This window comes from Nosocomiicoccus sp. HMSC067E10, from assembly GCF_001810835.1.
Classification (GTDB): Bacteria; Bacillota; Bacilli; order Staphylococcales; family Salinicoccaceae; genus Nosocomiicoccus; species Nosocomiicoccus ampullae_A.
This window is the reverse complement of sequence record NZ_KV802762.1, coordinates 1-11,400: the sequence shown is the minus strand read 5'-3', so window position 1 is coordinate 11,400 and position 11,400 is coordinate 1. Positions and strand designations below refer to the sequence as shown.

Below are 11,400 nucleotides of genomic sequence, written 5' to 3'. Positions count from 1 at the left end.
ACAAAAATATCATGATTTTGTTAATTATCCGGATTTATTTGACATATTTCGGCTGCTTGGTCCGGTTTTTGTTAATTATAATTTTATATCTAACAAAAAGGGATGAAAAAACCGAGATTCTGTTAATTATCTCGATATATTTAACAGATTTGACTATTTTTTGTTAATAAGATCGGGCCGGGGTGGTTTTTCATCTTTAAATGGTAAAAACACAACCTCTACCAAATATAATTAACAAAAATATCGCGATTTTGTTCATTATCCGAAATTATTTAACATAATTCGGCTGCTTTCCCCGGTTTTTGTTAATTATAATATTTTATCTAACAAATACTGATGAAAAACCTGAGATTCTGTTAATTATCCGAATATATCTAACAAATTCAACTAATTTTTGTAAATAAAAAGATGAAAAGCCCGATACCCGGCGAACCAAGCAACCAGCTTTTCATCACCCGCAAAAAAGCACCTCACAAAAGAGGTGCTTATCATTACATCTTCACTTTTAAAATTTGAACGATAACCATAATCCATGACGCGATAAACATCACGCCTCCGATTGGTGTAATCGCGCCGAGGATACCAATGCCTGTCGTCGATAAAATAAATAGCGATCCAGTAAATAATAGAATTCCGATGAACATTACGATTCCTGCTGCATTAAACATCGTCGTTCCTGTCACACCATTTAATACACCGAGTAAAATCAACCCGAGCGCATGATACATTTGATATCTACACGCTGTCTCCCACACTTCTAAATAATGTTCGGATAACTTTCCTTCTAAACCGTGTGCGCCAAACGCACCTGCAGCGACACTGATGAGTGCATTCACTGCACCGAGTATAATTAACATTCTCATTTTCTAATCTCCTTAAAAATCAAAAATCGACGTTTTCGATTCGCTCGCGATATACGTGTTATCGAGCGTACGTTTTTTTAACGGACGCGCCTCTTTTTTCACGTCGAGTGTAGGCTCATCGTCAACGGGTGGTTTATCTTTTAATAATTGTACCAACTTTTCAACTGTATATAAATGCTTTTCGTCGTTTGACGTTTCATATAAATCAAGTTCGTTTTTAATTGAGTTAATGACCTTTTTTCTCAAATTGTTCACTCCAATCTATTGGCGATTTTCCTTGTTCGATTAAGTACGCGTTCGCCCTACTATACGGATTCGTCCCGAAAAATCCACCTCTATTTGCAGCGAGCGGACTCGGGTGCACACCGGTAATAACTTTATGTTTTGACGTATCGATTAACTTTATTTTTTTCTTTGCGGGATTCCCCCATAAAATAAACACGAGTCCGTCACGTTCGTTACTTAGCGTTTCGATAATTGAGTCAGTGAAGCACTCCCAGCCGATACCTCGGTGTGAGTTTGCTTTATGTGCGTCGACGGTTAACACAGTGTTTAACAGTAGCACCCCTTCACGCGCCCAATCTGAAAGGTCACCGTCAGTACGTTTTACACCGAGATCATTTTCAAGTTCTTTATACATATTACGTAAACTCGGCGGTACCGTCACACCAGGACGTACACTAAACGCAAGTCCATACGCTTGGTTCTCACCGTGGTACGGATCTTGACCAAGTATGACGACTTTCACATCTTGAAACGGTGTTAACTGAAACGCACGATATATTTCATCTCGCTTTGGATAAACAACACCGTCACGATATTTATTTTCGAGCACTGTTTCAAGCTCGGTAAAATCACATTTTTGTTTAATTATTTTAAAACACTCTGACCAATTCATAGCAGGCCTCCTACATTCACAGTATACCATTTAAGTTAAGCATCAATGTAGATAAAGAGCACTTTATATAGTAAAATATAATCATTATTGTCTAGGATAGGAGAATGAGTAATATGACGCAGAAAAAAGTACTTACAATTGCGGGAACAGACGTCTCAGGAGGCGCTGGTTACGCAGCTGATGTAAAGACATTTGAAGATCATGATTTATACGGTTTTTGTGCACTCACAACGATCGTGTCAATGGATCCAAATACGTGGTCACACCGCGTACACCATGTTCCATTAGAAGTGTTAGATGAACAACTCGAAACAGCACTTTCTCTAAGCCCAAATACTGTTAAAACAGGAATGCTCCCAAATGAGGATGTCATTTCACGCGCAAGCGAAGCAATCAAAAAAAGTGACGCGGAGTTTTTCATCTTCGACCCAGTGATGGTATGTAAAGGTGACGACACAGTATTAAACCCAGGTGTTGTAGATAGTATGCAAAAAGAATTACTACCGATTTCAACAATCGTAACGCCGAACTTAGTTGAAGCGGGTAACTTAGCTGGTATGAAAACACCTAAAACAGTTGAAGAAGTAAAAGAAGCGGCTAAAAAGATTTACGAATACGGCCCTAAATACGTCGTAATTAAAGGTGGTACAGACCTTCAAGTCGATGAAGCACTAGACATCTTCTACGACGGTGAAAGCTTCTACGGATTATATGCAGATAAATTAGAAAAAGCATATAACCACGGTGCAGGATGTACATTCGCTGCAGCAGTCGCATCGAACTTTACGAATGGTTTAGAACCACTTGAAGCGGTTAAAGCAGCAAAAGCATTTGTCGCATCGGCAATTAAGCACGGTTCACAAATGAACGAACACGTTGGAGTTGTGAGACACAACGCATACAATAAAGTTGGTACAGTAGACGTACAAGTGAAACCACTATAACGGTAAGAGAGATTTTTATCTCTCTTATTATATTATGGAGGATTATAATGGGATTAAAACGAATTGATGAAGCTGAAGTACAGCGCCTACTCGATGCACATAAAAACGAACCTGTTTACTTATACGTTGAAGTAACGAGTGGCGTGTATGCAAGCCATAACGATGATACTAAATTTAATACAGGCACGTTTGTCCGAAACGTCCAAATCAAGTACACTGAGGGGACGCTTAAAGGTGGCGGTAATTTTGAATACCGCGTTGGCCTTAAACTCGACAATGACGGATGGGTATACGTGACTGGTCTGTCTCATTACACAGTAGAGGACGGGGTCTTTATCCTACATGGTATTGACCACGACGGAAAACTTGCTGCTGCATTAGAAATTAGTCGAGAGAAACTGAAAAAATAAGATTGAACGAGGGATATTATGTCACTTGAAAAAGAAAATCATGTACTAATTATTTACCCTCACCCAGACGACGAAGCGTTTGGTGTTGCAGGAACGATAATGACGTACCGAGATATGGGCGTGCCGGTGACGTATGCGTGCTTAACGTATGGTGATATGGGGCGCAACATCGGTAACCCACCAGTGACGCGTGAAACACTGTCTAAATTACGTAAACAAGAACAACTAGAAGCGGCACGACTCATGGATTTAGACGTGAGATTTTTAGATTATAGAGATAAGACACTCGAGTTTGAAAATCAAGAATTACTTGAAAATGATATACGAAAAGTAATTGAAGACACAGAGCCAACGCGTTTAATTACATTTTACCCGGGATACAGCGTACACCCGGATCACGAAGCGACTGCTGAAGCAGTATTGAACGTCGTCGCTGAAATGGAAGAAAGTAAGCGCCCAACGCTAACGCTCGTCGCATTTGATAAGCGTACGTTTGCTGATTTAGGCGAACCAACACTTCAAACGGATATTAAAAAGTATGCTGAACGTAAAAAAGAAGTACTCGCTGCACATAAATCTCAAACAGAAAAGCTGTTAATCGAGCTATGTAAAGATACTCAATTTAGTAAAGAGGCACGCGAGCGTTGGTTTGAGAAAGAAAACTTCTATTATTACGATATTAATGATTGGAAAAATAAGGAGTAGCTAAGCATGACGAATATAGATCTTTCAAATCGCGAAGCGCGATATAAACACTTTGGTTCAGTCGATCCGATCAAAGGAACGAAGCCAAAAACGAAAGAAGAAATGGCCGACTTACAGAATACGAAAAAAGACTTCCTCTTTGACGTACAATCTGTCGGTATCAATAACCTGACGTACCCTGTTCGTGTTGGAGATTACCAATCTGTTGGGAAATTCGAACTCGCAACGAGCTTACGACGAGACGAAAAAGGAATCAACATGAGCCGAATTTTAGAGTCGTTACAAACTCAAAATGACGGCGGAATTCTACTTGAATTTGATACGCTAGAAAAAGTACTCGCAGTACTAAAAGAACGTATGAACCAAGAATCATCTGAACTCACTGTCGAGTCCACATGGTTCTTTAACAAACCGTCACCTGGCACTGAACTTGATGCGGTAGCACACGCGGACGTACGTTATCATATGGAATATACGGATGACGCTGTGACAAAAACACAGTTCGGTATGACAGCAAGCGTCACGACGCTATGCCCATGTTCAAAAGAAATCAGTGAGTACAGCGCGCACAACCAGCGCGGGTTTATAACTGTGCTTCTAGATATCGATAAAAACGAAGAAGTACCTGCTGATTACAAAGAAATCGTCTACCGAGCGTTAGAAATTAACGCATCGAGTCAGCTGTACCCGATTTTAAAAAGAACAGATGAAAAAATGGTCACAGAACGCGCGTATGAAAATCCACGTTTCGTTGAAGACCTCATTCGCCTCGTCGCATACGATATTCATGATTTACCATGGGTTAAGGCATTTGAAATCGAGTGCCGCAACGAAGAAAGCATCCACCAACACGATGCATTCAGCCGTATGAGATTTGAGAAATAATAAATGTGAGCTAGACCTAGGCGGGTCTAGCTTTTTTGTTTGGAGTTGTTCGTGATGTGTGTGTCTGATGGGATTTATTTAACAAAAAATAGTCAATTCTGTTAGATATATTGATTTAATTAACAGATTCGCGAGTGTTTTATCAATTTTTTGTTAGATAAAAAATTATATTTAACAAAAATTACGCTCGTCGACCAGAATTTGTTAAATATATCCGTATAATTAACAAAATCACGATATTTTTGTTAGATAAATCCAGACGAAACAGTATTATTACACTTTATATCCATCACTCTACTATTTAAAAGAATAAAAACCTGCTCTCTACTTTGTTTGACCAGCTCCTCGCCTTTTTTCGCTCACTTCGTTATAGTTAAGACATATAAACCGTTAAGGAGACGCTATTTTATGAACAAAACTCGAATTTTCTACGCACTACGCGTCATGTTGATCGCGTTTTTAGTGTTTAATACGATTAATAACCTTGTCGAATCTCCGTCTGGTAGTATTTCGAGTATTTTAATGTACTCGATTATGTGTGCAGTACTCGTCGTTGCTGTTTCTTTATTACTTCTCGGAAAACCAGACGAATTCAAATAAAAAACGCCTTTAAGTGTGGGCTTGAAATATCATCATTTCAAGCCCGCGTTTCACTTAAGGCGTTTTCGTTTTTTATTCGCTCTCAACTCTTTAAAAAAGTCCGTGAGCATCTGTCCACATTCATCTGCTAAAACACCAGCAACTACTTCTGCTTGGTGATTGAATCGCTTCTCATTCAGTAAATGCATTAAACTGTCGACTGTGCCGCCTTTTTTGTCAGACGCTCCGTAAACGACAGTTGGGATACGGCTCATTATAATCACCCCGCTGCACATAACGCACGGCTCGAGTGTCACATAAAGTGTACACTCTTCGAGCCTGAATGTGCCGAGCGCTTCACACGCGGATTCTATCGCAAGAAGTTCCGCGTGGGCGGTCGGTTGCTGCGATGTTTCACGTAAGTTGTGTGCGCGAGCGATGACCTCGTCATCTTTTACGATGACTGCTCCGATCGGTACTTCACCAATCTCCGCTGCTTTTTTAGCTTCTATAATTGCGTGTTGCATATATTTTTCGTGGTTCATTAGACGATAAACTTCCCACCGTTAAATAATTCATGCACACCGTCAACAATATGGTGAGCGTCACTTAAAAACTCTCGAGTCGACGTGCCACTTAAAACACCGATTGTCGTGACACCATCATCTTTTCCAAGTTGCGTATCCGTATAATTATCTCCGACAACTGCGATTTCATCATACGTATAACCCGCTTCAATGATCGTATCCAAAACTTCAACGTCTGGCTTAGAATAGATTGAATCATCTCCAGCAATCACAAAATCGACGAGTTCGTTTAAATTAAATTTCTTTAAAAATGCTTCTGTACTTAGTCTCGAGTCAGACGTCACAATCGCATTTTTATAGCCGAGTCGCTGTCCTTCTCTTAACGCTTCAACAGCACCAGGAAGTAGCTCCATGTTATTTAAGTATTTATGAACGTGTTTTAAATAATACTCTTCTGCCCAATCGCCACCACCATATGCGCGTCTATCATATGCATTTTGAATGTCTCGCCCTGTTCCAGAAGCAAGCATCGAGTTCGGCTGAATTTTTTCATCAACAAACCCGACCTCACGTCTAAACGCCTCGTCATATCCAAGGTCAAAATGTGCTTCAAACGCGTCTAAACTCGCCTTCGCGAACGGCGTCCATATTTTTTCGTAATTTAATAATGTGCCGTCTTTGTCATAAGCGATCACTTTTACCAAAAAATCACCTACTGCTCTGTCACTTTTACTTTGATGTTTTTAAGCATCACTTCTGTCATTTTATCTAAATCATATTTCGGATTAAAATCCCACTGCTCTTTTGCTTCACTACAATCGAGTGAGTTTGGCCATGACTCTGCAATCCCTTGGCGCACAGGGTCAACATCATAATTCAGTTTAAAATCTGGAATGTGTTTACGAATCGACTCTGCAACCATTTCAGGTTCAATACTCATCGCTGAAACGTTAAACGCGTTACGCGTTTTTAATTTTTCTGGATCTGCATGTAATAAGTCGATAATCGCATCGATTGCATCATCCATAAACATCATATCCATGTAAGTCCCTTTGTCGATAAAGGACGTGTACTCGCCCTTACGAATCGCATCGAAATAAATTTCGACCGCGTAGTCTGTCGTTCCGCCACCCGGCTCTTGCATAAAGCTAATTAAACCAGGGAAACGTACAGAACGTGTATCGACGCCGAACTTCGTGTAGTAATAATCTAAAAGAAGTTCTCCTGCCACTTTGTTCACACCGTACATCGTCGTCGGACGCATCAGTGTGTGCTGTGGTGTATTATCTTTAGGCGTGCTCGGACCAAAACTTCCGATCGAGCTTGGTGTAAAGTACTGCGTACCATAAATACGAGCCGCTTCAATCGTGTTAAATAAGCCGCCCATATTAATATGCCAAGCGAGCTCTGGATTTTCTTCAGCAGTCGCACTGAGTAACGCCGCTAAATGGAGAATCGAATCCGGCTGGAACGCTTCAACGACCTCCATAACGCGTTCTTTATCTGTCACATCTAAAATCTCAAACGGTTTGCCGACCATCGGTCCACGTTCTGGCATACGAATATCCGTTGGTAACACATTTTCTTCGCCGTACATTTCTCTTAAACGTACGACGAGTTCGGTCCCAATTTGTCCTAAAGCTCCAGTCACTAAAAATTTTTCCACGATGAAAATCCTCCTTAAATGATGCCGAGTTCTTTACCGACTTCTGTGTAAATTTCGATTGCTTGATCGAGCATTTCTTTAGTGTGTGCTGCTGTTGGCATGTTTCTCACACGCCCTGTACCTCTTGGTACTGTTGGGAATACAATCGATTTCGCGTATACGCCTTTTTCTTGTAGGCGACGTGAAAACTCTTGTGCTTTCTTTTCTTCACCAATAATAACTGGAGTAATCGGTGTTTCAGAGTTTCCGATGTCAAATCCAGCATCTTTTAAGCCTTGTTTTAAGTAGTTTCCATTTTCCCAAAGTTTGTCATGAAGTTCAGTTGATGCCATTAATTTTTCAACAGCTTTTGTAATTGCTGCAGTATCTGCTGGTGTTAGCGCTGTTGAGAATAAGAACGGGCGTGCTGCAACTTTTAAGTAGTCGACTAAATCTTTAGAACCCGCAACGTATCCTCCTACGACACCAATCGCTTTAGATAAAGTACCCATTTGTAAGTCGACTTCTTTTTCTAAGCCGAAGTGTTTTACTGTTCCGGCACCTTTACCCATAACACCTGACCCGTGCGCATCGTCGACGTACGTAATAAGATCGAATTCCTTTGCGACTTTAATCATTTCAGGTAAGTTTACGACGTCTCCGTCCATTGAAAATACACCGTCTGTAATATACATTACTTTATTGTATTCGCCTGATTCTGTCGCTTCTTTTGCTTTTTTACGTAAATCTTCTGGATCGTTGTGATTTACACGAATAATTTTCGCACCAGATAAACGACATCCATCGATAATACTCGCGTGGTTTAATTCGTCAGAAAGAATAGCGTCTCCTTTTTTCATAATTGCAGGAATTGCACCTTGGTTTGCGTTAAAACCTGACGTTAACGCAATAACCGCTTCTGTACCTTTAAACTTCGCAAGTTTTTCTTCTAAATCTCTATGAAGATCCATCGTACCGTTAATCGTACGTACAGCTCCTGCACCGACACCGTGTGAGTCGATCGCTTCTTTTGCAACTGCTTTCATTTCTTCATCTGTTGCAAGACCGAGATAGTTATTTGACGATAAGTTAATTAATTCTTTTCCATCGATATTGATAATTGGACCGTTCGCACCTTCTACAACGTCGATTTCGTTGTATAGACCGTTATCCTTTAATTCAGTTAAATTCTGATTTAAATACTTTTGTAAAGTCTTTGACATAATTTAAACGTCCTCCTTAAAGTTCTTAACTTATATTTTAACAGAATACAAAGCTACTTAAAATCAAATGATATTTATAATGTATTTGAAATTTTCGGACTATTTTAACCCACTCTCCAATTGATTCTGTTAAACTATTAATATTAAAGATAGGAGTGATGTTACGATGACGATTGAAAAACTCGTTTCTAACTATGAAAGTGACATGGTCGAGACTAGACGCTATCTCCACCAACATCCCGAACTTTCATTTCAAGAAGAAAAAACATATCAATTTATATTAGATCGTTTAAAGTCGTATGATGGCATTGAAATTAAAGAGCGTGTCGGTGAAAACGACGACAACGACGGTAAAGGTATCTTTGCAAGTTTTGGTAGCGGGCATCCGCACATTGCGTTTCGTGCCGATTTTGACGCGTTACCAATACAAGATAAAAAAGACGTGCCGTACAAATCTACTGTGGACGGAGTGATGCATGCGTGTGGACATGACGCGCATACGACGACACTTCTCACACTCGTCGACGCTGTCTCAAAATTTAAAGATAAATTAAATGGTAAGGTGAGTTTTATCTTCCAATATGGTGAAGAAGAACCACCAGGTGGCGCTGAAGCGATGATTAAAGATCGTATTTTAGATGACGTCGATTTTGTCTACGGCCAACATTACTGGAGTCAGTTCGATACACATGAAATTCACTCTACGAGTGGTGCATTAATTGCGAGCCCTGATAAATTTAGAATTACGATTCAAGGCCGTGGTGGGCATGCAGCGTATCCACAAAGAAACATCGACGCGATTTTAATTGCGAGCGAGTTAATAGTGAATTTACAGTCGGTCGTATCCCGTCAAATTTCACCGATTGACCGTGCAGTTGTGACGTTTGGTCATATTAAAGCTGGGGACACATTCAACGTCATGCCAGACCGCGTCGTATTAGAAGGAACAGTACGCACGTTTGACCACGACGTCAGAGAAGAAATCGTAAAAATTTTCGAGCGTGAAATTGAGGCTGCAACTAAAAAACGTGGTGCTGAAGCTGATTTCTTTTACCATAGAGGATTCCCACCAGTAATCAACCACGAAAGAGAAGTTGGTATCGTAGAGGAAGCAGCAAAATCACTCGGCTTAAATTACACAGACACAAAACCTTTAATGATCGGTGAAGACTTCTCGTTTTACATTCAAGATACTCCGGGTGCGTTCTTCTTAACAGGTTCAGGTAATGAAAGTAAAAATTCAACGTACGCGCACCATCATGAAATGTTTGACTTAGATGAAGACGCGATGTTGTCCGCTTTAAAAATGTTTATGAAAATTATTGAGCTAGAAAATATCATTACATGGGACGAGTAAGGAGGAAATTCTATGAACATTCGTGAAGCGATACTCGAACATTTTGAAGACGCTGTGAAAAGACGTAGACATTTACATATGTATCCAGAGCCTTCATTTCAAGAGTTTAAAACGAAACAATATATTTATGATGAATTAAAAGATTTACCTTTAGAAATTAAAAGAGACGTCGGTGGAAATGGTGTCGTCGCGCGTTTAATCGTCGATGAGTCATACGATACACTCGCATTTCGTGCAGACTTTGACGCGCTTTTAATCCAAGAAGAAAATGACGTGCCGTATAAATCTAAAAACGACGGTGTGATGCACGCTTGTGGGCACGACGCGCATACAGCTGCACTGATTACATTTGCGCATATTTTATCAGAACATAAAGATGAACTACCGGTAAACGTGGTCTTTATCTTCCAACACGCTGAGGAACTCGTTCCAGGTGGTGCGAAATCAATGATCGAAGACGGCTGTTTAGATGGTGTCGATTACTTCTTCGGCACGCACGTTGCGTCTTTAAAGCCTGTCCATGAATTTGGCTGGAACTACGAATCAATGTACGCAAATGCCGATACATTCACGATTACAGCGACAGGTAAAGGTGGCCATGGTGCTGCACCTCATACGACGCACGATCCAGTCGTTGCGTCTGCGTATTTAATCGAGCAGTTACAGTCTATTGTGTCGAGAAATGTCGATCCGTTAGAATCTGCAGTCCTTTCAGTCACTGCATTTAACGCTGGAAAAGCATTTAACGTAATTCCACAATACGTCGAGATAAAAGGAACTGTCCGCACATATGAAAGTGACGTCCGCGAACTCGTACTATCACGCATTGAAGAAATCGCTAAAGGCGTAGGACTCGCACAAAACGTCGACTTCGACGTTGAAATTCACCGCGGTTACCCTGCGCTTAAAAACGACGTCAAAATGACGGATTACGTGCGCGGTCTAGCTGAAAAAGACGTCGACTTCGTCGAGAGCGTCGTGAAACTTCCTCCATCGATGGGCGGAGAAGACGCAGCGTACTATTTACAAAAAGTACCAGGTTGCTATTTCTCAACAGGTGTAGGAAACGTCGACAAAGGAATCATACATCCGCACCACCATCCAAAATTCGATATTGACGAAGACGGCATGAAATCCGTACTAGAACTCTTCTTAAAAATCGTCATGAACTTTGGTGATTTTGAGAAGTAAATATTAGATAGTCCCCTCTTTGGTTAGAGGGGACTTTTTTGTGTGAATATAGATGAGTTTCCCAGTAGTTGAGCGTCTCAGTAGGCTTTTGTTCTTTTGGTAGGTTAAAGAGGACGTTAATTAACAGAAAAAACGCTAATCTGTTAAATATATCAAGATAATTAACAAAAACT

The 11,400-nt window shown here is 40.4% G+C and carries 14 protein-coding genes; 7 read left to right on the top strand and 7 right to left on the bottom strand.

What is annotated here, in order from left to right:
• Window positions 1-491 precede the first annotated feature (491 nt).
• The 3 genes from HMPREF2767_RS04030 to HMPREF2767_RS04020 are packed head-to-tail and all read right to left on the bottom strand — an operon-like array spanning window position 492 to window position 1,761.
• On the bottom strand, window positions 492-863 hold the full coding sequence (locus HMPREF2767_RS04030) for a DUF423 domain-containing protein (RefSeq protein ID WP_070622696.1): 372 nt from the start codon (window positions 861-863) through the stop codon (window positions 492-494).
• Window positions 864-875: 12 nt separating this feature from the next.
• Complete coding sequence (locus HMPREF2767_RS04025) at window positions 876-1,109, bottom strand: hypothetical protein (protein ID WP_070622695.1); 234 nt, start codon at window positions 1,107-1,109, stop codon at window positions 876-878.
• Complete coding sequence (locus tag HMPREF2767_RS04020; RefSeq protein WP_070622694.1) at window positions 1,090-1,761, bottom strand: uracil-DNA glycosylase; 672 nt, start codon at window positions 1,759-1,761, stop codon at window positions 1,090-1,092. The genes HMPREF2767_RS04025 and HMPREF2767_RS04020 overlap by 20 nt, the downstream gene beginning before the upstream one ends.
• A gap of 113 nt (window positions 1,762-1,874) precedes the next feature.
• Between HMPREF2767_RS04020 and thiD the strand changes: the two genes are divergently transcribed.
• The 5 genes from thiD (at window position 1,875) to HMPREF2767_RS03995 (ending at window position 5,305) form a co-directional block, all read left to right on the top strand.
• The gene (gene thiD / locus HMPREF2767_RS04015) at window positions 1,875-2,705 is read left to right on the top strand and encodes a bifunctional hydroxymethylpyrimidine kinase/phosphomethylpyrimidine kinase (RefSeq protein WP_070622693.1); all 831 of its coding nucleotides are present in this window, start codon (window positions 1,875-1,877) and stop codon (window positions 2,703-2,705) included.
• Window positions 2,706-2,752: 47 nt separating this feature from the next.
• A complete protein-coding gene (locus HMPREF2767_RS04010) occupies window positions 2,753-3,115 on the top strand; it encodes a DUF1806 family protein (RefSeq protein WP_068129474.1) in 363 nt (120 codons plus the stop codon).
• 18 nt (window positions 3,116-3,133) lie between these two features.
• Window positions 3,134-3,820 carry a bacillithiol biosynthesis deacetylase BshB2 gene (bshB2, locus tag HMPREF2767_RS04005; protein ID WP_070622692.1) on the top strand — a complete coding sequence of 229 codons (687 nt, stop codon included), beginning with the start codon at window positions 3,134-3,136 and terminating at the stop codon, window positions 3,818-3,820.
• A 6-nt stretch (window positions 3,821-3,826) separates the two neighbouring features.
• Window positions 3,827-4,705, top strand: a complete 879-nt coding sequence (folE2, locus tag HMPREF2767_RS04000; protein WP_070622691.1) for a GTP cyclohydrolase FolE2 — start codon at window positions 3,827-3,829, stop codon at window positions 4,703-4,705.
• Window positions 4,706-5,113: 408 nt separating this feature from the next.
• Entirely contained in the window at window positions 5,114-5,305 is a 192-nt protein-coding gene (locus HMPREF2767_RS03995; RefSeq protein WP_068129477.1) for a hypothetical protein, read from the top strand.
• 50 nt (window positions 5,306-5,355) lie between these two features.
• Here the strand turns inward: HMPREF2767_RS03995 and tadA are convergent, their stop codons facing one another.
• From tadA to HMPREF2767_RS03975, 4 genes are read right to left on the bottom strand one after another with little or no spacing between them, the layout of a single operon-like run.
• The gene (gene tadA, locus HMPREF2767_RS03990; RefSeq protein WP_070622690.1) at window positions 5,356-5,829 is read right to left on the bottom strand and encodes a tRNA adenosine(34) deaminase TadA; all 474 of its coding nucleotides are present in this window, start codon (window positions 5,827-5,829) and stop codon (window positions 5,356-5,358) included.
• Entirely contained in the window at window positions 5,829-6,506 is a 678-nt protein-coding gene (locus HMPREF2767_RS03985; protein WP_246827411.1) for an HAD family hydrolase, read from the bottom strand. Before HMPREF2767_RS03985 ends, tadA begins: the two co-directional genes overlap by 1 nt.
• Window positions 6,507-6,523: 17 nt before the next feature.
• Window positions 6,524-7,477 (bottom strand): NAD-dependent epimerase/dehydratase family protein, encoded by a 954-nt coding sequence (locus HMPREF2767_RS03980; protein WP_070622689.1) that lies wholly within the window; start codon window positions 7,475-7,477, stop codon window positions 6,524-6,526.
• Between the two features lie 14 nt (window positions 7,478-7,491).
• Entirely contained in the window at window positions 7,492-8,679 is a 1,188-nt protein-coding gene (locus HMPREF2767_RS03975; RefSeq protein ID WP_070622688.1) for a glycine C-acetyltransferase, read from the bottom strand.
• Between the two features lie 166 nt (window positions 8,680-8,845).
• Here HMPREF2767_RS03975 and HMPREF2767_RS03970 point away from each other — a divergent pair, with 166 nt between their 5' ends.
• Both HMPREF2767_RS03970 and HMPREF2767_RS03965 read left to right on the top strand, forming a co-directional pair.
• A complete protein-coding gene (locus tag HMPREF2767_RS03970) occupies window positions 8,846-10,036 on the top strand; it encodes a M20 metallopeptidase family protein (protein ID WP_070622687.1) in 1,191 nt (396 codons plus the stop codon).
• Between the two features lie 12 nt (window positions 10,037-10,048).
• A complete protein-coding gene (locus HMPREF2767_RS03965; RefSeq protein WP_070622686.1) occupies window positions 10,049-11,227 on the top strand; it encodes a M20 metallopeptidase family protein in 1,179 nt (392 codons plus the stop codon).
• Window positions 11,228-11,400: the final 173 nt, after the last annotated feature.

Excerpts from the sequence above, each read along its gene's own strand:
- HMPREF2767_RS04030 (WP_070622696.1), bottom strand. The coding sequence starts at position 863 with ATGAGAATGTTAATTATACTCGGTGCAGTGAATGCACTCATCAGTGTC.
- HMPREF2767_RS04020 (WP_070622694.1), bottom strand. The coding sequence starts at position 1,761 with ATGAATTGGTCAGAGTGTTTTAAAATAATTAAACAAAAATGTGATTTT.
- thiD (WP_070622693.1), top strand. The coding sequence starts at position 1,875 with ATGACGCAGAAAAAAGTACTTACAATTGCGGGAACAGACGTCTCAGGA.
- HMPREF2767_RS04010 (WP_068129474.1), top strand. The coding sequence starts at position 2,753 with ATGGGATTAAAACGAATTGATGAAGCTGAAGTACAGCGCCTACTCGAT.
- bshB2 (WP_070622692.1), top strand. The coding sequence starts at position 3,134 with ATGTCACTTGAAAAAGAAAATCATGTACTAATTATTTACCCTCACCCA.
- folE2 (WP_070622691.1), top strand. The coding sequence starts at position 3,827 with ATGACGAATATAGATCTTTCAAATCGCGAAGCGCGATATAAACACTTT.
- HMPREF2767_RS03995 (WP_068129477.1), top strand. The coding sequence starts at position 5,114 with ATGAACAAAACTCGAATTTTCTACGCACTACGCGTCATGTTGATCGCG.
- tadA (WP_070622690.1), bottom strand. The coding sequence starts at position 5,829 with ATGAACCACGAAAAATATATGCAACACGCAATTATAGAAGCTAAAAAA.
- HMPREF2767_RS03975 (WP_070622688.1), bottom strand. The coding sequence starts at position 8,679 with ATGTCAAAGACTTTACAAAAGTATTTAAATCAGAATTTAACTGAATTA.
- HMPREF2767_RS03970 (WP_070622687.1), top strand. The coding sequence starts at position 8,846 with ATGACGATTGAAAAACTCGTTTCTAACTATGAAAGTGACATGGTCGAG.
- HMPREF2767_RS03965 (WP_070622686.1), top strand. The coding sequence starts at position 10,049 with ATGAACATTCGTGAAGCGATACTCGAACATTTTGAAGACGCTGTGAAA.